This is a genomic window from Janthinobacterium sp. PAMC25594 (genome assembly GCF_019443505.1).
Taxonomy (GTDB): domain Bacteria; phylum Pseudomonadota; class Gammaproteobacteria; order Burkholderiales; family Burkholderiaceae_D; genus Janthinobacterium.
The window spans coordinates 1,572,704-1,594,737 of record NZ_CP080377.1 but is presented as its reverse complement, the minus strand read 5'-3'; the positions used below and the strand labels follow the sequence as shown (position 1 = coordinate 1,594,737).

At 61.9% G+C, this 22,034-nt stretch carries 19 protein-coding genes; 14 read left to right on the top strand and 5 right to left on the bottom strand.

Annotated elements, in window-relative coordinates; all coding sequences use genetic code 11:
* Positions 1-45: 45 nt before the first annotated feature.
* Together sixA and ppk1 are read right to left on the bottom strand one after the other, a co-directional pair.
* Positions 46-504: a phosphohistidine phosphatase SixA gene (gene sixA / locus KY494_RS07060; RefSeq protein WP_219134813.1), complete on the bottom strand. Its 459-nt coding sequence runs from the start codon at positions 502-504 to the stop codon at positions 46-48.
* 25 nt (positions 505-529) lie between these two features.
* Positions 530-2,623 (bottom strand): polyphosphate kinase 1, encoded by a 2,094-nt coding sequence (gene ppk1 / locus KY494_RS07055; RefSeq protein WP_219134814.1) that lies wholly within the window; start codon positions 2,621-2,623, stop codon positions 530-532.
* 271 nt (positions 2,624-2,894) lie between these two features.
* On the opposite strand from ppk1, the gene pstS reads away from it, so the two are divergent.
* The 14 genes from pstS to KY494_RS06985 all read left to right on the top strand — a co-directional run bounded on the left by pstS (position 2,895) and on the right by KY494_RS06985 (position 17,258).
* Complete coding sequence (gene pstS, locus KY494_RS07050) at positions 2,895-3,944, top strand: phosphate ABC transporter substrate-binding protein PstS (RefSeq protein WP_219134815.1); 1,050 nt, start codon at positions 2,895-2,897, stop codon at positions 3,942-3,944.
* 209 nt (positions 3,945-4,153) lie between these two features.
* Positions 4,154-5,125 carry a phosphate ABC transporter permease subunit PstC gene (pstC, locus tag KY494_RS07045; RefSeq protein ID WP_232730888.1) on the top strand — a complete coding sequence of 324 codons (972 nt, stop codon included), beginning with the start codon at positions 4,154-4,156 and terminating at the stop codon, positions 5,123-5,125.
* Positions 5,122-6,018 (top strand): phosphate ABC transporter permease PstA, encoded by an 897-nt coding sequence (pstA, locus tag KY494_RS07040; RefSeq protein WP_100876426.1) that lies wholly within the window; start codon positions 5,122-5,124, stop codon positions 6,016-6,018. The genes pstC and pstA overlap by 4 nt, the downstream gene beginning before the upstream one ends.
* Before the next feature lie 38 nt (positions 6,019-6,056).
* Positions 6,057-6,839: a phosphate ABC transporter ATP-binding protein PstB gene (pstB, locus tag KY494_RS07035; RefSeq protein ID WP_373629715.1), complete on the top strand. Its 783-nt coding sequence runs from the start codon at positions 6,057-6,059 to the stop codon at positions 6,837-6,839.
* 48 nt (positions 6,840-6,887) lie between these two features.
* Positions 6,888-7,598 (top strand): phosphate signaling complex protein PhoU, encoded by a 711-nt coding sequence (gene phoU / locus KY494_RS07030; RefSeq protein ID WP_071078202.1) that lies wholly within the window; start codon positions 6,888-6,890, stop codon positions 7,596-7,598.
* Between the two features lie 5 nt (positions 7,599-7,603).
* Positions 7,604-8,293, top strand: coding sequence for a response regulator (locus KY494_RS07025; RefSeq protein WP_034755074.1), 690 nt, complete (start codon positions 7,604-7,606; stop codon positions 8,291-8,293).
* Between the two features lie 12 nt (positions 8,294-8,305).
* Positions 8,306-9,622, top strand: coding sequence for a phosphate regulon sensor histidine kinase PhoR (gene phoR, locus KY494_RS07020; RefSeq protein ID WP_219890413.1), 1,317 nt, complete (start codon positions 8,306-8,308; stop codon positions 9,620-9,622).
* 68 nt (positions 9,623-9,690) lie between these two features.
* On the top strand, positions 9,691-10,887 hold the full coding sequence (senA, locus tag KY494_RS07015; protein ID WP_258194725.1) for a selenoneine synthase SenA: 1,197 nt from the start codon (positions 9,691-9,693) through the stop codon (positions 10,885-10,887).
* Between the two features lie 33 nt (positions 10,888-10,920).
* Positions 10,921-12,867 (top strand): UvrD-helicase domain-containing protein, encoded by a 1,947-nt coding sequence (locus tag KY494_RS07010; protein ID WP_219890412.1) that lies wholly within the window; start codon positions 10,921-10,923, stop codon positions 12,865-12,867.
* Positions 12,868-12,959: 92 nt separating this feature from the next.
* A complete protein-coding gene (locus KY494_RS07005) occupies positions 12,960-13,874 on the top strand; it encodes an NAD-dependent epimerase/dehydratase family protein (protein ID WP_219890411.1) in 915 nt (304 codons plus the stop codon).
* A gap of 381 nt (positions 13,875-14,255) precedes the next feature.
* On the top strand, positions 14,256-14,639 hold the full coding sequence (locus tag KY494_RS07000) for a LiaI-LiaF-like domain-containing protein (protein WP_258194722.1): 384 nt from the start codon (positions 14,256-14,258) through the stop codon (positions 14,637-14,639).
* On the top strand, positions 14,629-15,435 hold the full coding sequence (locus tag KY494_RS06995) for a LiaI-LiaF-like domain-containing protein (protein WP_219890409.1): 807 nt from the start codon (positions 14,629-14,631) through the stop codon (positions 15,433-15,435). The genes KY494_RS07000 and KY494_RS06995 overlap by 11 nt, the downstream gene beginning before the upstream one ends.
* A gap of 6 nt (positions 15,436-15,441) precedes the next feature.
* Positions 15,442-16,518 carry a sensor histidine kinase gene (locus KY494_RS06990; RefSeq protein ID WP_219890408.1) on the top strand — a complete coding sequence of 359 codons (1,077 nt, stop codon included), beginning with the start codon at positions 15,442-15,444 and terminating at the stop codon, positions 16,516-16,518.
* 11 nt (positions 16,519-16,529) lie between these two features.
* Positions 16,530-17,258 (top strand): LytTR family DNA-binding domain-containing protein, encoded by a 729-nt coding sequence (locus KY494_RS06985; RefSeq protein WP_219891510.1) that lies wholly within the window; start codon positions 16,530-16,532, stop codon positions 17,256-17,258.
* On the opposite strand, the gene KY494_RS06980 is transcribed toward KY494_RS06985, so the two are convergent.
* The 3 genes from KY494_RS06980 to KY494_RS06970 form a co-directional block, all read right to left on the bottom strand.
* Complete coding sequence (locus KY494_RS06980) at positions 17,244-19,508, bottom strand: ATP-dependent DNA helicase (protein WP_258194720.1); 2,265 nt, start codon at positions 19,506-19,508, stop codon at positions 17,244-17,246. The genes KY494_RS06985 and KY494_RS06980 overlap by 15 nt on opposite strands.
* Positions 19,505-21,157, bottom strand: coding sequence for a VRR-NUC domain-containing protein (locus KY494_RS06975; protein WP_219890406.1), 1,653 nt, complete (start codon positions 21,155-21,157; stop codon positions 19,505-19,507). The genes KY494_RS06980 and KY494_RS06975 overlap by 4 nt, the downstream gene beginning before the upstream one ends.
* A gap of 94 nt (positions 21,158-21,251) precedes the next feature.
* Entirely contained in the window at positions 21,252-21,956 is a 705-nt protein-coding gene (locus tag KY494_RS06970) for an SMI1/KNR4 family protein (RefSeq protein ID WP_219890405.1), read from the bottom strand.
* Positions 21,957-22,034 lie beyond the last annotated feature (78 nt).

Genomic DNA, 22,034 nt, shown 5'->3' with positions numbered 1-22,034 from the left:
CTGCGAGAACCTGTCCATCCTTGCGCTGGCCTTGCGCATTTCCCCTTATTTCACCACCAGATCATGCGCCATCACGGCCTTCAAATAGACGCTGATCGGGTCGCCTAATTCTCGCTGCGAGAACCACCACGCGCTGGCCTTGCGCATTTCCCATTCCTGCTCCTCGCCCGTCAGCAGCAGGGCGGCCGCCTGGCCCAGGGTGGGCTGGTGACCGACGATGAGCACGCTTTCCTTGCCGCCGGGCCAGTTGGCCGCCTTGAGGATGTCTTCCGCCTCGGCGCCCGGCGCCAGTTCCGGCATCAGCTTGAACTTGCGCCCCAGCGCTTCCGCCGTTTGCAGGGTGCGCAGGGCGGGGCTGACGAGGATGCGGCAATTTTCCGGTAGTTGCGAGGCCAGCCATTCGCCCATGCGGCGCGCCTGCTTCTGACCTTTGATGGTCAGGGCGCGTTCGAGGTCGGGCAGGCCCGGCTCGGCTTCTGCGTGTCGCCACAAGATGAGATCCATGCTGTGCTCCTGTGTGTAGAGTTGCCTATTCGCCGACCTCCGCGCCCGGCGTGCCCAGTGTGTGCATCAAATACTGCTGGGCGCTGAACGGCGTTTGCTTGCCGCGCGGCTTGCGGCGCGCGTAGTGGCCCGTCGGCTCCAGCTCCCATGCATTCGTATTATCCTTCAAATACGGATTCAAGCCCTCGGCGATCACGCGCCGTTTCAGCGCCCGGTCCAGCACGGGAAAGGCCACTTCCACCCTGCGGAACAGGTTGCGGCTCATCCAGTCGGCACTGGCCAGGTAGACATCGTGCGCCAGGTCGTTGCGGAAATAGTAAATGCGGCTGTGCTCAAGGAAACGGCCGATCACGGAACGCACCTTGATGTTTTCCGACAGGCCAGGCACGCCCGGCTTCAGGGTGCAGGCGCCGCGCACGATCAGGTCGATCTTCACGCCATCGGTCGAGGCCGCATACAGGGCGCGAATCACGGATTCATCGACCAGCGCATTGACTTTCACGATGATGCGTCCGCGCCGGCCGGCGCGGGCGATCTTCGCCTCGTTGCGGATGGCCTTGATGATCTCGCTTTGCAGGCCGAACGGCGCCAGCCACAAATGGTTCAGGTTGTGCGGCTTGGTCAGGCTGGTCAGGTGGATGAAGACTTCGTTCACTTCCACGGCCAGGTCCTGGTTCGCCGTCAGCAAGCCGAAATCCGTGTACAGCTTGGTGGTGGTGGGATGGTAGTTGCCGGTGCCCAGGTGGGCGTAGAAGCGCAGCGCGCCGTCCTCGCGGCGGATGACGAGCGCCACCTTGGCATGGGTTTTCAGTCCCACCACGCCGTAGACGACTTGCGCGCCCGCCTGTTCCAGCTTGTCGGCCCAGTTGATATTGGCTTCTTCGTCGAAACGCGCCATCAATTCCACGATGACGGTCACTTCCTTGCCCATCTTCGCGGCCGTGATCAAGGATTCCATCAGGTCCGAGTTCATGCCCGTGCGGTAGATCGTCTGCTTGATGGCGACGACGGACGGGTCGTAGGCGGCGCTGCGGATGAAGTCGATTACCGTCTGGAACGACTGATAGGGATGGTGCAGCAGGATGTCGTGCTTGTTCAGCGCGGCGAAGATGTCGTTGCCGATGGCTTTATGCGCGAGGCCCGGGAAGAACGGCGGGAAGCGCAGCTCGGGCTGCTTGACGTGGTCGATCATTTCCGACAGCCGCACGAGGTTCACGGGGCCGTTGACGCGGTAGAGGCGGCTTTGATCCAGGTTGAACTGGTCGAGCAGGAACTGCGACAGTTCTGGCGGACAATTGCGCGCCACTTCCAGCCGCACGGAGGTGCCGAACTGGCGCCCCACGAGTTCGCCTTTTAACGCCTGACGCAGGTTCTTGACTTCGTCCTCATCGACCCACAGGTCGCTGTCGCGCGTGACGCGGAATTGTGAATAGGCGATCACTTCGCGCCCGGCGAACAGGTCCGAAATGTGCGCATGGATGACGGAGGACAATAAACAGAAGGACACGCCGTCGCCGGAAATGTCGTCCGGCAGCTTGATGACGCGTGGCAAGACACGGGGCGCCTTGACGATGGCGATCGCCGTGCCGCGTCCGAACGCATCCTTGCCGCTCAGCGAAACGATGAAATTGAGACTTTTATTCACCACTTGCGGGAAGGGGTGCGCCGGGTCCAGGCCGATCGGTGTCAGCAGGGGGCGCACTTCGCGGTCGAAATACTGCTTGACCCATGCGCGCTGCGCCTCGTTGCGGTCGCTGTCGCGCAGCAGATGCACGCCCGCTTCGCGCAGGGCCGGCAAGACTTCGCTATTTAATATCTCGTACTGGCGCTCCACCAGCGCATGGCATTCCTTGCCGATGCGCTCCAGGTTGGCCGCCAGGGCAGGGTGGCCCGCCAGTGTGCCGCCGATGCTGCCGGCCGCCAGCAGGCTGGCCACGCGCACCTCGAAGAACTCATCCATGTTACTGCTGACGATGCACAGGTAGCGCAGGCGCTCGAGCAGCGGAATGTTCGGGTCTTCCGCCTGGGCCATCACGCGCCGGTTGAAAGTCAGTTGCGACAGTTCGCGGTCAAGCAGGATGCCCGATTTGGTCACTTCCATGTGCAGTTCAGGTTTCATATTCTTTTGTCTTTGCAGATAGTTAATTCTAGCCGTATTTCATCATGTATGACGCGCTGTGAGTGTAATCATGAAATATGACGTAAGCGTGACATAAGCTGTCATAAAGCGTCGCCCGTCCTGTCATTTTTCACGTCGAAAAGGGCAATTCTCGGGGCGTAGCCAATTATTTCAGGATTTTTTACCCATGTCATAAAGCTGTCATATTCGCTTGCTAGACTGCGCAGCATTCAACCGGGACTTTGAGCCCTAACAACCCTGAGGACTTGATATGCAAATGAAGCAAATGTTCAAATTTATCGTCGTGGGTGCTTCGGCAGCGATGGCATTTTCTTCCGCTTCCGTCATGGCGGCAGATATGACAGGTGCTGGTGCTACCTTCCCGTACCCGATCTACGCCAAATGGGCCGAGACTTACAAAGCCAATACCGGCAACGGCCTGAACTACCAGTCCGTCGGTTCCGGCGCCGGCATCAAGCAAATCAAGGCCAAGACTGTTGAATTCGGCGCCTCGGACATGCCTTTGAAGGCGGAAGAGCTGGAAGAAGCGGGCCTGATGCAGTTCCCGGCCATCATGGGCGGCGTGGTCACCATCGTCAACCTGGACGGCGTAACCCCAGGCCAGCTGAAAATGACGGGTAAAGTCGTTGGCGACATCTACCTGGGCAAGATCACCAAGTGGAGCGCGCCTGAGATCGCCGCACTGAACAGTGGCGTCAAGCTGCCGGATACGGAAATCACCGTGGTTCACCGCGCCGACGGTTCGGGCACGTCCTTCCTGTTCACCGACTTCCTGTCGAAAACCAACCCGGAATTCAAATCGAAAATCGGCGCCGGCTCGGCTGTGAAATGGGCCGTGGGCGTGGGCGGCAAAGGTAACGAAGGCGTCGCCGCCAACGTGCAGCGTATCAAGGGTTCGATCGGCTACGTCGAGTGGGCTTACGCCAAGAAAAACAAGATGTCGCACACCCAGCTGCAAAACAAGGACGGCCACTTCCTGCAGCCTGACGACGAAAACTTCAAGGCAGCAGCCGCTTCGGCACCTTGGACGCAGACCCCGGGCTTCGGCGTGGTCCTGACCGACCAGGCTGGCAAGAACAGCTGGCCTATCACGGGCGTGTCGTTCATCCTGATGCATAAAGTCCAGGCTGACGCAGCCAAGGCTAAAGAAGTCCTGAAATTCTTCGACTGGGCCTACAAGAACGGCGGCCCTGCTGCCGTCGAACTGGACTACGTGCCGATGCCGGCATCGGTCGTGAAACTGGTGCAGGAATCGTGGAAAGCCAACCTGAAAGATGCATCGGGCAAAGCAATTTACTAATCCGATAGTCTGCATACTGAAGTACCTATCCTTGTCCCTCCGCCAGCAGCACGGCGGGGCAGGGAGTTAGCCAGGACCGCCCGCAAGCCCTTGCAGGCGTTCCCGGCTAAAAGAGCAAAATAAAAATAGCCGTACCTGCAGTACCACCCACATGGCACATTATGAGCGCACAATCTACCTCCTCCACGATCCCCATGCCAGGCGGCACCATGACCGATTCCATCAGTCACGCGCAAATGCTTTCCACCATGCGCAAGCAGCGCATCCAGGATTTTTTGTTCCACAAGGTGACGATGCTGTTCGCCCTGTCGGTGCTGATCGTCCTGGTGGGCATCATCATTTCGCTGATCATGGAATCGATACCGGCCTTCAAGACCTTCGGCCTGCACTTCATCGTGTCCGCGGAATGGGACCCCGTCAATGACCAGTACGGCGCCCTGATCCCCATCATCGGTACCCTGGTGACGTCGGTGATTGCCCTGCTGATCGCCTTTCCCGTCAGCTTCGGCATCGCCCTGTTCCTCACGGAAATCTGCCCGGCCTGGCTGCGCCGCCCGCTGGGCACGGCTGTCGAGCTGCTGGCCGGCGTGCCATCGATCATCTACGGCATCTGGGGCCTGTTCGTGTTTGCGCCCCTGTTTGCCGACCATGTCCAACCTATCCTGAAAGCCACGCTGGGCAACGTGCCTGTCATCGGCCAGCTGTTCAGCGGCCCCATGATGGGCATCGGCTTGCTGACGGCCGGCCTGGTGCTGGCCATCATGATCATCCCCTTCATCGCTTCCGTGATGCGCGACGTATTCGAGATCGTCCCTGCCGTGCTGAAAGAATCCGCATACGGCCTGGGCTGCACGCGTTGGGAAGTGGTGCGCAAGATCGTCTTGCCATACACCAAGACCGGCGTCGTCGGCGGCGTCATGCTGGGCCTGGGCCGCGCGCTGGGCGAAACCATGGCCGTGACCTTCGTCATCGGTAATGCCAACAAGCTGTCGTGGTCGCTGTTTGCCGCCGGTAACAGCATCACCTCGCTGCTGGCGAACGAATTCGGCGAAGCGCAATCCGAGCTGCACGTCGCGTCGCTGTTCTCGCTGGCGCTGATCCTGTTTGTCATCACCTTTATCGTCTTATCCGCCGCCAAGCTGATGCTGGCAGGCATGTCCCGCAAGGAAGGCACGAAATGAGCCAACTCAGCCAAGTTAGCACGCACGACGTTCCGGCCAAGCCGGCCATGAATCCTGTCTACCGCAAGCGCCTGCTGATGCACCGCATCGGCATCGCCCTGTCGGTGGCGGCCATGGCCCTGGGCCTGGCCGTGCTGGTGTGGATTCTGTTCACGCTGGTGATCAAGGGTTTCGGCGCGCTATCGATCGACCTGTTCACGCAAACCACGCCGGCCCCCGGCAGCGAAGGCGGCGGCCTGATCAATGCCATCGTCGGCAGCGCCCTGATGGTGGGCCTGGCGACTGTCGTCAGCACCCCGATCGGCATCCTGGCCGGCATCTACCTGGCCGAATACGGCGAAGAAAACAAGTTTGCGCAAGTGACGCGCTTTGTGACGGACATCATGCTGTCGGCGCCATCGATCGTCATCGGCCTGTTTGTGTATGCGCTGTACGTGGCCCACGTGAAACACTTCTCCGGTTACGCGGGCGCCATCGCGCTGTCGCTGATCGCCGTGCCGGTGGTGGTGCGCACGACGGACAATATGCTGCGTTTGGTACCGAACAGCCTGCTGGAAGCCGCGTTTGCCCTCGGTGCGCCGCGCTGGAAGGTGGCCACCCTGGTGCGCTTGCGCGCCGTGAAAGCCGGCGTCATCACCGGTGTGCTGCTGGCCCTGGCCCGCATCGCCGGCGAAACGGCGCCGCTGTTGTTCACGGCCCTGAATAACCAGTTCCAAAGCTTTAACATGAATGCGCCGATGGCCAACTTGCCGTCCGTCATCGCATCGTTCGCGATGAGCCCGTACGACAACTGGCGCTCGCTGGCCTGGGGCGGCGCATTGCTGATCACCTTCAGCGTGCTGGCCTTGAATATCCTGTCGCGCACCGTGTTCAGCCAAAAAGTCCCTAATTAAACAGATACCGAGCGAAGCGAACCCATATGAATACGCAAATGAACCCAGCCCAAGACCTGGCACCAAAGAAAAAAACCATCGAGATTTCGGGCCTGAACTTTTTTTACGGCAAAACGCAAAGCTTGCATAACGTCAACCTGGACATCCACGAAAAGAAGGTCACGGCTTTCATCGGCCCGTCCGGTTGCGGCAAGTCAACCCTGCTGCGCACCCTGAACCGCATGTACGATCTGTATCCGGGCCAGCGCGCGGAAGGCTCGATCCTGTACCGCGGCCGCAACGTGCTCGACGCGGACCAGGACGTCAACATGCTGCGCGCCAAGGTCGGCATGGTGTTCCAGAAGCCGACGCCGTTCCCCATGTCCGTGTATGACAACATCGCCTTCGGCGTGCGCCTGTATGAAGACCTGTCGAAAGGCGAGATGGACGAGCGCGTCGAGTGGGCCCTGAAAAAGGCGGCGCTGTGGGGCGAAGTCAAGGATAAGCTGAACAAGAGCGGCCTGTCGCTGTCGGGCGGCCAGCAGCAGCGTTTGTGCATCGCGCGCGGCGTGGCCGTGAAGCCGGACGTCTTGCTGCTCGATGAGCCGACCTCGGCGCTGGACCCGATCTCGACCTCGAAAGTGGAAGAGCTGATCAGCGAACTGAAACAGGATTACACGATCGCCATCGTGACGCACAATATGCAGCAGGCGGCGCGCTGCTCCGACTACACTGCCTATATGTACCTGGGCGAACTGGTGGAATTCGGCGAAACGGACCAGATCTTCATGAATCCGGCCCGCAAGGAAACGCAGGATTACATCACGGGTCGCTTCGGCTGATCCACCCAGAATAACGACATACAAGACAACTGAATACGGAGAGACAGCATGTTAGGCGAACATTCATCCAAGCAATACGACAACGAACTCGAAGCGATCCGCTCGAAAGTTCTGCTGATGGGCGGCATCGTTGAAACCCAGTTCCTCGACGCGATGACGTGCTTTCGCATCGGCAACCCGGAACGCGCCGACCGCGTGATGCGCGAAGACGACGTCGTCAACCAGCTGGAAGTGTCGCTGGACGACGCGTGCAGCCATCTGATCGTGCGCCGCCAGCCGGCCGCCAACGATTTGCGCACCATCATGGCCACCATCAAGGTGATTACCGACCTCGAGCGCGTAGGCGACGAGGCGACCAAAATCGCCCGCGTGGCGAAGAATCTGCACAAGCGGGGCAACGGCGTCGTCAACCATTACGAGATGGTGCGCGGCATTGCCAACACGGCCACCGACATGCTGCACGATGCGCTCGATGCGTTCGCGCGCAACGATGGCAAGCAGGCCTTACAATTAATTGCACAAGACGCCATCATCGACCATGAGTTTCGGTCTATCATGCGCAACTTGATCACCTTTATGATGGAAGACCCGCGCACGATTTCGGCGGCGCTCGATACCCTGTGGGTGGCCAAGGCCATCGAACGGATCGGCGACCATGCGAAAAACATCGCCGAATACGTGATTTACGTGGTTGAAGGCAAGGACATCCGCCACACCAAGGTGGCGGCTCCCGCCATTTCCGAGGAGCTCCCTGAGTAAGCTTTATGGCATCTGATAAAACCACGGTATTGATTGTTGAAGATGAGCCAGCCATCGTCGAGCTGGTGACGTATTCGCTGCGCGAATCGGGCTGGAATTGCTGTTCCGTACAAAACGTTGCCGATGCCTGGGAATTCATCCAGCACCGCACGCCGCACCTGATCCTGCTGGACTGGATGCTGCCGGACCAGACGGGCTTGCGCCTGCTGTCGCGCATCCGCGCCGACCGCAATTTCGCCGCCATCCCCGTCATCATGCTCACCGCCAAGAGCATGGAAGAAGACAAGCTGGCCGGCCTGAACAGCGGGGCCGACGATTACGTCACCAAGCCGTTCTCGCCGCGCGAGCTGCTGGCGCGCGCCAAAGCGCTGTTGCGACGCAAGAGTCCGGAACACGCGCAGGCGCCCATGCGCGCCGGCAACGTGGCCCTGGATCCCGTCAGCTGCACCGTGATGATGGATGAACAGAAGATCGATATCGGCCACGCCGAATACAAGCTGCTGAAATTCCTGCTGGCCCATCCGGAGCGCGTGTTTTCGCGCAGCCAGTTGCTCGACAAGGTGTGGGGCGACCATGTGGTGATCGAGGAACGCACGGTCGATGTCCACGTATTGCGCTTGCGCAAAGCCTTGAAAGAGGCGGAAAGCCTGATCAAGACCGTGCGCAGCGTCGGCTACATGTTGTCTGAAAAATAAAGCCTGTCTCTTATGAATCCGAAATTGCTGTTCTGGGTGCCGGCCGCCTTGCGCATGGTGCTGGCGCTGCTGGGCGTGTCCATCGTCTGGTATCTGTTTGGCGCCACGTATGCGCTGGGCATCGCCTTCGTGCTGATGGCCATGATGGTGTTCGTGCAGCTGTCGTATCTGTTCCAGCTGAGTAACTGGCTGGACAATCCGCAAAGCGCCAAGCTGCCCGACGGCTGGGGCGCCTGGACCAGCATCTTCGCGCGCCTGTACCGCATGCGCCGCGACGACGAGAAAAACCAGGCCGAGCTGACGGAATGGCTGGCGCGTTTCCGCCAAGCCATGCACCTGTTGCCCGACGGCGTCGTCATCATGGACGATGTGCTGTTCCTCGAATGGTGCAACCCGGCCGCCGAGAAACACCTGGGCCTGACGCACGAGCGCGACAAGGGCATGCGTGTGACCAACCTGATCCGCAGCCCCGAGTTCATGGATTACATCATCCTGGGCCGCTACGACCAGCCGCTGACGATCACTTTCCGCAACCGCAAGCTGATCGTGCAGATCATTCCGTTCGAGAACCGCCGCCAGATCCTCGTCACGCACGATGTGACGGAAACGGAACGCATCGAAATGATGCGCCGCGACTTCATCGCCAACGCTTCGCACGAACTGCGCACGCCGCTGACGGTCATCGTGGGCTTCCTGGAAATCGCTTCCGCCGAGCTGGACCTGGACGCCGCCACGCGCGCCGCTCACCTCAAACTGATGACGGAGCAGGGCCACCGCATGCAGCATCTGATCGAGGATATGCTGACCCTGTCGCGCCTGGAATCGGTCGACTATCCGCTGCGCCCCGAGCCCGTGGATATCAAGAAGCTCATGCAGCAGGTCTTGCGCGACGCCAAGGGCTTGTCGGCCGGCAAGCACGAGATCAAGATGGAATGCAACGGTCCCGACGTGCTGGGCAGCTACGACGAGCTGTACAGCGCGTTTGGCAACCTGGCGTCGAACGCCGTGCGCTATACGCCGGCCGGCGGCAGCATCGCTCTGCGCTGGCAGGATGGCCCGGCCGGACCGCAATTCATCGCGCAAGACACGGGCATCGGCATCAGCCAGGAACATATTTCGCGCCTGACGGAACGTTTTTACCGCGTCGACAAAAGCCGTTCGCGCGAAACCCAGGGCACGGGCCTGGGCCTGGCCATCGTCAAGCACGTGCTGCTGCGCCACGGCGGCACGTTGGCCATCCAGTCCGTGGCCGACAAGGGCAGCAGCTTCATCGTCAGCATGCCGAAGTCCGTCGTCACGCCGCTGCAGGGCGGGTTGCTGGTCAAGTAGTCCGCAGGGGGGCGATAGTTCCCCCTGGCGGCTGGTGCAATGTTGGCATAAGTCGTTACAATCAGGCCATGACTTTAATCAACGCCTCTTTTCGCCACGCCGGCGCGCAGCAACTGGCCCAATCGCTGCAGGCCGCGCGCCAGGACACGCTTTCCCTGTTCGACTGTTATGTCAGTGCCGGGCTGGACGTGGTGGCGGGCCTGCCCCGTCATCCGCGCCTCAATCCACCGTTATGGCAGCTCGCGCATATCGCCTGGTTCGCCGAGTGGTTCATCCTGCGCGAAGCCGCTTCCAGCCATCCGGCCGACGCCATCTACAATTCCCTGCTGACGCGCGGCGACGATATGTTCGACGCCAATATGGTGGAGCACCGTGCGCGCTGGAAGCTGGAACTGCCCAGTCCGGGCGCCGTGAAAACGTATTGCCGCGAAGTGCTGGACCGGGTGCTCGATAAACTCTCGCGCGAACCGAACGTCGACAGCGCCCTGGCGCCGTACCGGCTGGCGCTGGCGCATGAAGACTTGTGTGGCGAGGAAATGCTGGCCGGTTTGCAATGGCTGGGCCTGGAAGCCTCCGAATCCCTCGCTGCCAGCCCGGCCTTGCCGCCCGGCGCGGGGCAGATCGCTTTTCCTGGCGGCACCATCGCACTCGGTTCGCCGCGCGGGGCCGGGTTTGCCTTCGACAATGAATCGCCGCCCCATAGCTGCTACGTGGCGCCGTTTTCCATCGATGCTTGCGCCGTATCCAACGCCCAGTTTGCCGATTTCGTCGCCGATGGCGGCTACCAGAACCGCCAGTTCTGGAGCGCGGCCGGCAGCGCCTGGCTGATGCGGCAGGAGCGCTCGTCGCCCCTGTACTGGCTGCGCGAAGCGACGCAGTGGCGCACCATGCGTTTCGGCCAGCGCACGACCTTGCCGCCGAATGAGGCCGTGCGCCACATCAATCTGTATGAAGCGCAAGCGTACTGCGCCTGGGCGGGGCGCCGCCTGGCGACCGAGGCGGAATGGGAGTATGCTGCGCTGTCCGGCCATCCGCGCTTTCACTGGGGCCAGGTGTGGGAGTGGACGGCGACGCCGTTCGAACCGTATCCGGGCTTTGCGGTGGATGCGTGGCGCGAATATTCGGCGCCGTATTTCATGCGGCACCAGGTGCTGCGCGGCGCCGCCTTCGCCACGTCGCCGCGCCTGCGTTCAGCCCGCATGCGCGCCTTCCACGCGCCCGAACGGGGCGACATCTTTGCCGGCCTGCGCACCTGCGCCTGGTAGCGCGCCGAGAACAGACATCATTTCAGGATACCCTTGAGTACAGATAACGCCCCGCAGTTCATTCCCAAACGCATCACGCCCACGCCGGAGCAGGTGGCCATCCAGACGGCGCAAAAGAAAGTGGTCTTGATCGACGCCAATGCCGGCGCCGCCAAGACGACGACCCTGGCCCTGCGCCTGGCCGAAGCCTTGCACCGTGGCCGCGCGCCCGAGCGCATGCTGGCCCTGGTCTTCACGGAAGCGGCGCGCGTGGCGCTGCGCCAGCGCCTGCTGGAAGTGGGCGTGCCGCTCGGCGTCGTCAAGCGCCTGACCGTCGATACCTTCGACGCGTTTGCCGCCAAGGTGCTGCTGCAGCTGGAAAACATGCAGGTAGCCTCCATGCGCAGCGATGAGGAGCTGCGCCCCGTGGCCTGGGAAGCGCTGGAAGTGGTCTCCGAGAAATACGCTCACCGCTATCCGCTGGAAATCAATACGACCAACGGCGCCATCGCCGAGTTCCTGAAGTTGCAGTTGCGCACCAAGGCGCGCCTGGATTTCCAGAATCCTGACTTCGAGAGCAACTCGCTCGATGACAACCTGGAGCTGCTGGGCATGTCGCGCACGCATTATCTATGGCTACGCGAATATGAAGGCTTGCGCGGCGCCGACACGGGCGATATCCAGTTCCGCGCCCCGTTCGACGCCACCTACGACCTGGTGCGCATGCTCGACGGCGACGAACCGCTGCGCCAGCAATTGCCGGCCTTCCAGATCATCGTGGCCGATGAATTGCACGACTTGAACGAGGCGTCGTTCCGCCTGCTGACCATGCTGATACGCCGCGGCAACGCGTTTTTCTGCGGCGCCGGCGACAAGGATCAAGTGATTTATACGTGGTCGGGCGCCGACCACCGCTTTTTGCGCCAGCGTTTCGAGCAGGAATTCCCCGCCTTGCAGCGCTTGCCGCTGACGGCATCCTACCGCTACGGCCCGCAGCTGGCGCAGGCTGTCGGCGTGTTGAAAAACAAGGCCAGCGTGTCGGCCCTGTCGCGCGCCACCCATATCGACGTGCTGGAGTACGACCATGCGCAGCCCCAGGCGTGCAGCGCGCAGCTGATCGCCGCGCTCGAACAAGCGCATGCGGGCACGACGGCCATCTTGCTGCGCGACCGCGACCAGGCCATCCGCGTGGAAACGGCCCTTTTCCAGAGCGGCATCGCGTATGGCCTGGTGGACATGAACAGCTATTTGCTGAGCCTGGAAGTACTGATGCTGCGCGGCATGGTCGCCATCGCCCGCAAGGATTTACATGCGATCAAGAGCGGCCCGCGCCGTGGCGACATCCTCGAAGCCCTGGTGGCGTTCGCGGAAATCCCGTTTACGCGCGCGGAATTGCAGCAAGCCAAGGCCGACGTGGCCAATTACCCGGATTTGCTGGAAGGCTTTTTGACCAACCAGCTGGCCAAGTCGCAGAACCAGGACAAGGCGGCGCTGACCCTGGCCGCCGTCGACTACCTGCGCGCCTTGCCCCCGGACGCTCTGGCGGGCGACGCGCTGCAGCACATCTTCGGCCTGATGCAGCTGGAACAGACGGCGCGCCGCATCTATGTCGATCCGGCGCAGGCGCGGGTCGTGGCCCGTTCCCTGCACGGCTTCATTGCCGTGTGCCGCGAGGCGGGCGTGGCGCTGGGCGGCTTTGCCGGCTGGCTGGGCGAGATGGAAGACGCTGTGACGGTCTCGACCGGCAAGGCCAAACTGGTGATCGCCTGCATCGACCAGATCAAGGGCCTGGAATACAACCATGTCATCCTGCCTTACCTGGCCGTCGATGAATTCCCACGCAGCAAGACCGACCCGCTGGAAGAGGAAAACCGTTTTTATGTGGCCGCCACGCGCGCGCGCGACAGGCTCACTTTGCTGACGCCGCAAGACCCTGCTTATCAGAGCCGCTACATCGCCGCCCTGCAGCTGAAAAACAAGATTGTTGCGCCGAAAGCATAAATCTTTTGCCGTGCGGCGGCTTTTTGTGAAAGACGAAAGCGGGCATACTGGGCTGGTGTGATTGACAGCAATCTAACCAGACAGGAGCAACTATGAAAGTGTTTTTAACGGGTGCGGCAGGTTTCATCGGCAGTTCCATCGCGGCGGGTCTCGTGCGCGCCGGCCATCAGGTCACGGGCCTCGTGCGCAAGCCGGAGCAGGTGGCCGAGCTGGCCAAGGTGGGTGTGGTGGGCGTGCAAGGCGATTTGAACGACCGCGCATTGCTCATCGAGCAGGCGAGGGCGGCGGACGCCGTCATCAATGCGGCCAGCAGCGACCACCGGGCCGCCGTCGAAGCGATCATTGAAGCGCTGGCTGGCAGCAACAAGCCGTTCCTCCACACCAGCGGCTCGTCCATCGTGGGCGATGCCTCGGGTGGCGAGGGCACGGAACAGATCTATTACGAGGACAAGCTGCCGGCGCCCACGGCCGACAAGGCGGCAAGGGTCGCCATCGACGACCTGGTGCTGGCCAGCGCCGCGCAAGGCGTGCGCGCCAGCGTGCTGTGCAACACCCTGATCTATGGCCACGGCGCCTTGCCACGCGACAGCGTGCAGTTGCCACGCCTGCTGAAACAGGCGCGTAAGAGCGGCATCGTGCGCCACGTGGGGCCGGGCCGCAATAGTTGGTCGAACGTGCATATCGACGACGTCGTCAGCCTGTATTTGCTGGCGCTGGAAAAGTCGCCTGCCGGCACGTTTTACTTTGTCGAATCGGGCGAGGCGGCCTTCCGCGACATGACGGCCGCCATCGCCCTGGCATTGCAGTTGGGACCGGCGCAGGACTGGCCGCTGGCCGAGGCGATTGCCGAATGGGGCTACGAGATGGCGTCGTACGGCCTCGGCTCCAACAGCCGCGTGCGCGGCGAGCGGGCACGCACCCTGCTGGGCTGGCAGCCGCAGGGGCCAGCCGTGCTGGAGTGGATCAAGCACGACATGCTCAAGCCGCCGCACGCTATCGCCGCTTGATGCAGCTCAGCAAAACCGCCTCTGTGTGCGCTAGCGAACGGTGCTGTTTGGCGATCGGGAGTATGATGGCTTTGCTTGGTTGAGACGCACTGCCGTGAAGTTGGCGGCATGTTCGATCTTCCAGCAGGTCAGCCGGTCGCCTCAAGGATCGGCACCAGATTCTTGCCGCCGGCGCGCTCGCGCCGTGCGGCTGTGCACTGCAACTCCAGGTCGCGGTGTGTACTGCGAACCCTTTCAAGGCCGGCTTAGCCGGTCTTTTTTTTGCCTGTCGTTCCCTGCGTCGCGCCATTCACCGCCACCTGTCCGCCATTCGCCGAAACGAGGTTTTCCCATCGCCGAAATGCGCGTATCTTGACGATCAACCAAGACCAAGGAGGTATCGTGAAACCTGAACTAGCGTACTACCGCCGTACCCAGCTGCTGTGGGGCGTGCTGCTGATCGCCATCGGCGCCATCATCCTGCTGGACCGGCTCGATGTGATCTATCTCCATGACTACTATGCTCTATGGCATTATTGGCCGCTGATACTGGTCGTCTTCGGCCTCAACAAGCTGCTCACGCCCGTGTCCGCCAAGCAGGTACTGAGCGGCCTGTGGCTGATCTTTTTTGCCGCCTGGTGGTATGTGTCGTATGAAGAACTGTGGAATATGACCTTCTACAATAGCTGGCCAGCCTTGCTGATCGCCTGGGGCGTGGGCCTCGTGCTGGAACCGCTGCTGAACAAACATTTTATTGCCTACCGGGAGTCCGAGCATGAAAAATAGACCGCCGCTGCACTCGCCATCGCAGATCGTGCTGGGCGTCATCGTCATCGGCCTGGGGCTGCTGTTCCTGCTCGATAACCTCGGCTTCATCAATGTGCGCTACACCTTCCGCTTCTGGCCCACCATCCTCATCATTTTCGGCTTGCTGAAAATATCGCAAAGCCATACCCGCTCCGGCTACATCCTCGGCGGCGTGATGGTCTTGCTGGGCCTGAGCTGGACCCTGAAAGCCATGGGCTTGTTCTATATCAATTGGAGCATGCTGTGGCCGCTACTCATCATTGCCGCCGGCGTGGCCGTCGTGTCGAAATCGCTGCCGGGCGGGCAGCAGCGGCAGCGACGCCAGCGCCAGGCTGCTCCCCCTGACGATGCCGACCATTTTGGCCAGGCCCGCAATGGCGCCGTTTCCCTCGACAAGGATGCGGCCGATGCCACTGCAGCGCCCGGCGCCAGCGACCAGGCGGACGACGACAGCATCATCGAAGTGACGGCCATCCTCGGCGGCTATGTGCGGCGCGTGTCGTCGCAGCGCTTCAAGGGCGGCGATATCAATGTCATCATGGCCGGCTGTGAAATCGACTTGCGCCAGGCGTCGATCGAAGGCGAAGCCGTGCTCAACGTGTCTGCCCTGTGCGGCGGCGTCACCATCAAGATTCCGCCCGACTGGAGCGTCGTGCTGCAGGGCACGCCCATCCTTGGCGGTTTCGAAGAAAAGACCATCGTGCCGCCGAACCAGAGCAAGCGTCTGTACGTGACGGGTTACGCCATCATGGGCGGCCTCGAAATCCGCAACTAGGCGCGCATGTCCGGACCCTTGTCGAAGCGGCGCGGCGCCGTGGTGGTGTTCCTGGTGTGCATCGCGCTGGGCCTGGCCCTGGCTTTTATTTTGGCCAGGGTGGCGCATGCGCCGTGGCTCAACGCCGTCGTGCTGGTGGTGCCCGCCACGCTCGTGTATGCGATCGGTTCGGGTTTTTCCGCGTTTTACCTGTGCCGCGCCTACCCCTTGCACGCCCGCCATCCGCTCGCCATCGCCAGCGTGATGAGCGCGGCGGCCCTGTTCGCGGGCTTGCTGTGGGCCACCCTGCTGCAATTTTTGAACAGCGTCAGCCTGTTGCTGGAGCAGCACTGGCTGGGCATGGACCTGACACAGTCGATGCTGGCCCTGTTCTTCGGTCTGGGCGCGCTGCTGTATTGCCTGGCTGCCGCCGTGCATTACCTGTTGCTGGAATTCGTGCGCGCCAGGATGGCCGAACAGCGGGGGCTGGAAGCGCAATTGATGGCGCAGGAAGCGCAATTGCGCATGCTGCGCACGCAAATCGATCCGCATTTCCTGTTCAACAGCCTGAACTCCATCAGCGCCCTGACGTCCATCAATGCGGCGGGGGCGCGCCAGATGACGCTGCAACTGGCCAGCTTCTTTCGCCAGAGCCTGAGCCTGGAAGCGCACAAGCACATCACCGTGCAAGAGGAATTGGTGCTGATCCGCCACTTTCTCGCCATCGAGCAAGTGCGTTTCGGCGCACGCCTGCAAGTGGCGGAAGCCATCGACGCCGCCGCGCTGGCGTGTCTGTTGCCGCCCATGCTGATACAGCCGCTGGTGGAAAATGCCGTCAAGCATGGTATCTGTGGCTTGACGGAGGGTGGCCTGATCGCCATCGAGGTCCGGCGCGCGGGCAGCCTGCTGCAGATCGCCGTGCGCAACCCGGTGGATGCGGATCAAGGGCCAGAGCGCGGCAATGGCGTGGGCCTGGAGAATGTGCGCCAGCGCCTTGCCGGCGCGTATGGCCACGAAGCGGGCGTGCACTGGGGCCGGCGCAACGGCCAGTTCGAAGTGATGATTTCCATGCCGGCGCAGACCGGCGAGACGGAGGAAGCATGATGCAGGCAAGAATGCGGGTCGCCATCGTCGATGATGAATTGCTGGCGCGCAGCGTATTGCGCGAATATCTGGCGCGCCATGACGATATCGACATCGTGGCCGAATGTGCCAACGGTTTTGACGCCGTCAAGGCCATCGCGGAACTGGAACCGGAGCTGGTGTTCCTCGACATCCAGATGCCGCGCCTGGACGGCTTTGAAGTGGCCGAGCTGATCGGCGCGAAGACAAAGCTGATCTTTGTCACGGCCTACGACCAGTACGCCCTGAAGGCGTTCGAATGCCATGCCCTGGACTATCTGCTGAAACCATACAGCGAACAGCGTTTCGACCAGGCGCTGGCCCATGCGCGCGCCAACCGCGGCACGCCCGAAACGGTGCTGACGCTGGCGCGCGAGGCGGCCACGCGCGCGGCACCTTTGGCCCGCGTGCTGATCCGCGACGGCGCGAAAGTTCACGTGATCGCCAGCGCACGCATCGACTACATCGAAGCGCAGGACGATTACATCAGCATCCGCTCCGAGGGCAAGTCCTACCTGAAAAGCCAGAGACTGTCGGAGCTGGAAACCCAGCTCGACCCCGCCAAGTTCCTGCGCGTGCACAGGTCGTACCTGCTCAATATCGACGGCATCCGCCGCATCGAGGCGGCGACGAAAGACAGCCACGTGGCCATCCTGCGCGATGACACGCGCATTCCCGTGAGCAAGGCGGGCTACCAGAAGCTGAAGTTACTGGTTGGCTAGCTGCACATCCCACCAGGTGGGCAATAGCTGGCGGATTTCCGGCCGTGAAAAACGGTCGTCAATCAGATACACGACGCCCTTGTCCGACTGCGTGCGGATGACCCTGCCGGCCGCCTGCACCACCTTCTGCATGCCCGGATACAGATACGTGTAGTCGTAGCCGGAACCGAAGAGCTCGCCCATGCGCTGGCGGATCTGTTCGTTGACGGGGTTGATCTGCGGCAAACCCAGGGTGGCGATGAAGGCGCCGATCAGCCGCGCGCCGGGCAAGTCGATGCCTTCGCCAAACGCGCCACCGAGCACGGCAAAGCCGATGCCGCGCGTGTTCAGGCCGAAACGGCCCAAAAATTGCGCGCGGGCAGCATCGTCCATGCGGCGCGGCTGCTGCCAGAGGGGCACGTCGGGGTAATGCTGGGCAAACAGCGTGGCCGTCTTTTCCATGTAATCAAAACTGCTGAAGAAGGCCAGGTAATTGCCCGGCGTTTCCGCGTATTGCTTCGCCATCAGCTGGGCAATGGGCAGCAGCGAGGCGGCGCGGTGCTGGTAGCGCGTGGAAATGGTGTCGGCCACGCGCACGGACAATTGTTCCGCCTGGAACGGCGATTCCACGTCGACCCAGGCCGTGTCGTCCGGCATGCCCAGGGTGTCGCTGTAGTAATTCCACGGACTCAATGTGGCGGAAAACAGGGCCGTGCTGTGGCTGGCCGCGAAGCGTTCTTTCAAGAACGGCGCCGGGACGATGTTGCGGATGCAGACGGTGGAGCCCGTGTCCGTTTTACTGACGTCGAACAGCGAATGCGCGCCGAAGCTTTCCGCCAGGCGGTTGATCAGCAGCACGTCGAAATAGAAGCGCTGCAAGTCTTCATCGAGCGCCGCCGCGTGCTCGGCCGCGTAATCGCCGATGGCCGTCGCCACGCCTTGCAGCGCGCCAAAGAATTTGTCGGGCAAGGCGGCATGCACGTGGTAGTCGCCATCCTGCTCTTTTAGTAAAGCCGTCCACTGGCGCGAGAGGCGGTCCAGCGGCTTTTTCAAGCCCTCGGGCGCGAACTTGCGCAGCATTTTAAGGTCGATCTGCGCCAGTTCGGACGAATACATGCTGCGCGCGCGCGACACCATATTGTGCGCTTCGTCGACCAGCACATTGACTTTCCAGTCGTGGGCCAGGGTCATGCCGTACAGCATGGCGCTGAGGTCGAAATAATAATTGTAGTCGCCGATGACGACGTCGCTCCAGTGCGCCAGCTCCATGCCCAGGTAGTAGGGACAGATACCCTGCTGCAAGGCGATGGCGCGCACGGCTTCCTTGTCCAAAATCAAGCCGCTGGCCAGCGCCACCTCGCGCGCCAGCGGCAGCCGGTCGTAAAACCCCTTGGCCAGCGGACACGATTCGCCATGGCAGGCTTTGTCGGGATGTTCGCAGGCGCTGGTCTTGGCGCTCAGTTCCAGCACGCGCAGCGGCAGCAGGGGTGCGCTCTCCTTGAGGATGGCGCAGGCGTCGAGCGCCATTTGCCGGCCCGGCACCTTGGCGGCCAGGAAAAACAGTTTATCGAGGCCATGCGCGGCCGTGGCCTTCAGCATGGGGAACAGGCTGCCCACCGTCTTGCCAATACCGGTCGGCGCCTGCGCCAGCAAGCCGCAGCCGCGGCTGCTGGCCTTGTACATGGCTTCTGCCAGCTGGCGCTGGCCCGGGCGAAAGTCGGCATGCGGAAAGGCCATGGTCGCCAGTTGCGCGTCGCGGCTGGCGCGGTGCGCGATTTCCTGTTCGGCCCAGTCGAGGAACAGCGCGCAATGCTGCTCGAAGAAAATGCGCAGCGCCTCGGCCGTGCATTCCTCGTGCATGACCGTTTCCTTCTGGCTCACGATGTCGAAATACACGAGCGCCACGCGCAGCATGGGCAAGTTCAGCTGCTGGCACAGAAAATGGCCGTAGATGCGCGCCTGCGCCCAGTGCAGCTGGCGGTGGTTGGCTGGCATCGCGTCCAAGTCGCCCCGGTACGTCTTGATTTCTTCCAGCTGGCGGCGTGCCGGGTCGTAGCCATCTGCGCGGCCCCGCACATGCAGGGGTCCGAAGTGGCCGGAAAGACTGATTTCGCGCTGGTAGTCGTCGTCGCGCCGGCTAGTGACGGTAGCGTGGCCGGCCATGCCTTCCTGCGCCGTGGGCGAGGGGGTAAAGCGCAAGTCCAGGTCGCCCACCTTGGCGGTGAATTCGCACAGGGCGCGCACGGCGATCGTGTAACTTTTGCGGTTCATGCAGCCACCTGCCATTGCAGGTAGCACACGCTGACGGGCATGGCGTGCTCGGCGCAATACGCGATCCAGCGCAGCTGGTTGTCTTGCAGGCGGTCGCCCGGACCCTTGACTTCGATCATGCGGTAGCGCTGCTCGGCCGGCCAGAACTGGATCAGGTCGGGAAAGCCGCTGCGGTTGCTTTTAATGTCGAGCAAGATGCGCTCGAACGCCTTCTTCAGGTGGGCAGCCGGGATGCAGGCCAGCGCCAGGTCCAGCAAGCTGCCGTCCAGCATCTCCCAGCTGACGAAAGGCGAAACGATGCCGTGCTTGGCGGCAAGCGTGGCGCGTATCGTCGCTTGATATGTGCCGTCGTCCAATTGCGCCAGGCAGGTGGCAAAGTCCAGGCTGCGGCGCTGGTAAAAATCGGCGCTGTGCAAGTCGGCCGGGCCACGGTGAAACGGGTGGAAAAAGGCACCGGGCATGGGCTTGAAGATGGCGGGCCAGCACAGCAGGCCGAACAGCGAGTTGATCAGGGTGTTTTCCACGTAATACACGGGAGAGTCGTCCTGCATCAGGTGCTGCTGCACTACGCCCTCCACGTAGCAGGCTTGCGCCGGATACGGCAGCAGCAGGTCGATGCGCTCCACGGTGGCCGCCACGTTGGCCGCTTGTTTCGCATGACCCAGCTTGCGCCGCAAACGCGGTGCCATGCGCAGCAGCAATTGCTGTTCCGCCTCGCTTTCCGGCGCAGCCAGGGCGATCGTCAATCGCTCGTAGGCCGCTTGCGGCTGCTCATCTTTTTCCAGCACGCGGATGGCGCGGCCCCGGGCGCCCGGGTAGCGGCAAGCGGCGTAGGCGCGGTAGGCGGCCGGCCAGTCCTGGCATTTCTCCAGGTGCTGGGCGATCTGGAAGCGCAGCTTGTCGCGCCGACTGGCCAGCCAAGTATTGTCCTCGGGCAAGGGGAGCGCGGCCAGTTCCTGCAGCACCTCGTCCGCCGGCGCGCTGTCGTTGTAGCGTTCGCGGCACTGGTGCAGCACTTCATAGTGCTCGATATCCTGGCGCGTGCGAAAGCCGCGCGAAGCGGGCGAAAATTCCACTTTTTCGTATTGATACACGCCGAGGTCGGACAGCACGAATTCCGACCAGTCCTGGTGATAGTTGCCAAAGTAAATCAGGCGCAGGCGGTCGCACAGCGCTTGCAGGCCGATGCGGTACAGCACGTCGCCGGAGGCCGGATGCCAGGTGGAAAACGGTTTATTGTCCGCATGCTGCTCGCGCAAGGCTTCCAGCTGCTCGGCCTTGCGCGCCGCCTTCAGGGGAGCGGCGAGCTGGAAGGCCTGGGCGATTTCCCCTTTCAGCAGTTGCTCGAACAGTTCATCGAGCGAGATGGCAGGATCGGCCTCGACCCAACCCGTGGCGAGCAAGGGCAGGGCGGCGGCGCGCGTGTCGCCGATTTCCGGGTAATTGAGCTTGCTGGCGCGAAACAAACAGCCTTTGCGCATGACCAGGCGCACGAACAGCGCGCGCGACGGCTGCGGCAATGCGCCGAATGCGGCGATGAACTGCGTTTCTTCAGCGCTCAGCAGATCGGCGTAACGGGCGCTTATCCAGCTCAGCACATCCTGGAAATTGTCCAGATAGTACAGGGGATTTTCCAGGACTCTCAGCATGGGGATGGGAATAGGGCAAGTGGCAAGGCGATGGCTTTTACTGTGTTTATATACAGTTTAAGCCTTCCGCCGCCGCTTGCCCAGCGAATTATGTTCAGCCAGCCGTGCTGTAGGTGAAACAGCTGTCGAACTTTTCGTAAGGAATGCATTCCTCGCGCAGGCTGGCCAGTTCGATATCGGTGAGCAAGCCCCGATGCGTCTCTTTTCTTCCTTTGGGCAGCATGACCTCGTAATCGACGATATCCCTGGCCAGCAGCGTTTGCAGCACGTCGGCTTGCCGCGCCGTCAGGTAGCGCGCATGCGTGCCCAGGGTTTTTGCCAGTTGCTCCCTGAATGCCTCATCGCTGACGTCGTTGTAGGTATCCTGGTCGGCCATGCTGTTCAACAACATGTGAAACAGGAAGTCGTGCAGGTTTTTCGCCAAGTATTGGGCTTCATTCTGGTCATGCCACAGTAGCACGATGGGCATCTCGCCGTCCTGCTGGCTGGAAGCGAAAAAGCAGTAATGGTCGCCCGCGCCCGTTTGCGCGAAGGGGATGAGCTGCAAGGCGGGGTCGATCTGTCGGTAATCGTCCGCATCGCGCAAGGTGTCCGCGGCTTCGGCAACGGCCTTGATATTGAGCAATTCGAAATCATCGGCATGCAGCAGCAGGGTGGGTTTATCCTTTAATGTGGGATAGACCAGCTTGTACCAGTCGGGGCCATACTCGCCCACGGCCAGCATGCCGTCGCGCTCCAGCTGGCGGTACAGCGAAGGGTAAGTAAAGCTGTGTTGCCGTTCCATTTCTGACAGTGTCATGTTTGCCCTGTTAAACGTGATTCATTGGGCAATGATAGCCGAGGCGATGCCTGGCACGCTTCACGGCAGCAACGATGG

What these genes read in the sequence shown, in the direction of transcription:
- sixA (WP_219134813.1), bottom strand. Translation starts at nt 504, where the DNA reads ATGGATCTCATCTTGTGGCGACACGCAGAAGCCGAGCCGGGCCTGCCC.
- ppk1 (WP_219134814.1), bottom strand. Translation starts at nt 2,623, where the DNA reads ATGAAACCTGAACTGCACATGGAAGTGACCAAATCGGGCATCCTGCTT.
- pstS (WP_219134815.1), top strand. Translation starts at nt 2,895, where the DNA reads ATGCAAATGAAGCAAATGTTCAAATTTATCGTCGTGGGTGCTTCGGCA.
- pstC (WP_232730888.1), top strand. Translation starts at nt 4,154, where the DNA reads ATGACCGATTCCATCAGTCACGCGCAAATGCTTTCCACCATGCGCAAG.
- pstA (WP_100876426.1), top strand. Translation starts at nt 5,122, where the DNA reads ATGAGCCAACTCAGCCAAGTTAGCACGCACGACGTTCCGGCCAAGCCG.
- pstB (WP_373629715.1), top strand. Translation starts at nt 6,057, where the DNA reads ATGAACCCAGCCCAAGACCTGGCACCAAAGAAAAAAACCATCGAGATT.
- phoU (WP_071078202.1), top strand. Translation starts at nt 6,888, where the DNA reads ATGTTAGGCGAACATTCATCCAAGCAATACGACAACGAACTCGAAGCG.
- KY494_RS07025 (WP_034755074.1), top strand. Translation starts at nt 7,604, where the DNA reads ATGGCATCTGATAAAACCACGGTATTGATTGTTGAAGATGAGCCAGCC.
- phoR (WP_219890413.1), top strand. Translation starts at nt 8,306, where the DNA reads ATGAATCCGAAATTGCTGTTCTGGGTGCCGGCCGCCTTGCGCATGGTG.
- senA (WP_258194725.1), top strand. Translation starts at nt 9,691, where the DNA reads ATGACTTTAATCAACGCCTCTTTTCGCCACGCCGGCGCGCAGCAACTG.
- KY494_RS07005 (WP_219890411.1), top strand. Translation starts at nt 12,960, where the DNA reads ATGAAAGTGTTTTTAACGGGTGCGGCAGGTTTCATCGGCAGTTCCATC.
- KY494_RS06995 (WP_219890409.1), top strand. Translation starts at nt 14,629, where the DNA reads ATGAAAAATAGACCGCCGCTGCACTCGCCATCGCAGATCGTGCTGGGC.
- KY494_RS06990 (WP_219890408.1), top strand. Translation starts at nt 15,442, where the DNA reads ATGTCCGGACCCTTGTCGAAGCGGCGCGGCGCCGTGGTGGTGTTCCTG.
- KY494_RS06985 (WP_219891510.1), top strand. Translation starts at nt 16,530, where the DNA reads ATGCGGGTCGCCATCGTCGATGATGAATTGCTGGCGCGCAGCGTATTG.
- KY494_RS06980 (WP_258194720.1), bottom strand. Translation starts at nt 19,508, where the DNA reads ATGAACCGCAAAAGTTACACGATCGCCGTGCGCGCCCTGTGCGAATTC.
- KY494_RS06975 (WP_219890406.1), bottom strand. Translation starts at nt 21,157, where the DNA reads ATGCTGAGAGTCCTGGAAAATCCCCTGTACTATCTGGACAATTTCCAG.
- KY494_RS06970 (WP_219890405.1), bottom strand. Translation starts at nt 21,956, where the DNA reads ATGACACTGTCAGAAATGGAACGGCAACACAGCTTTACTTACCCTTCG.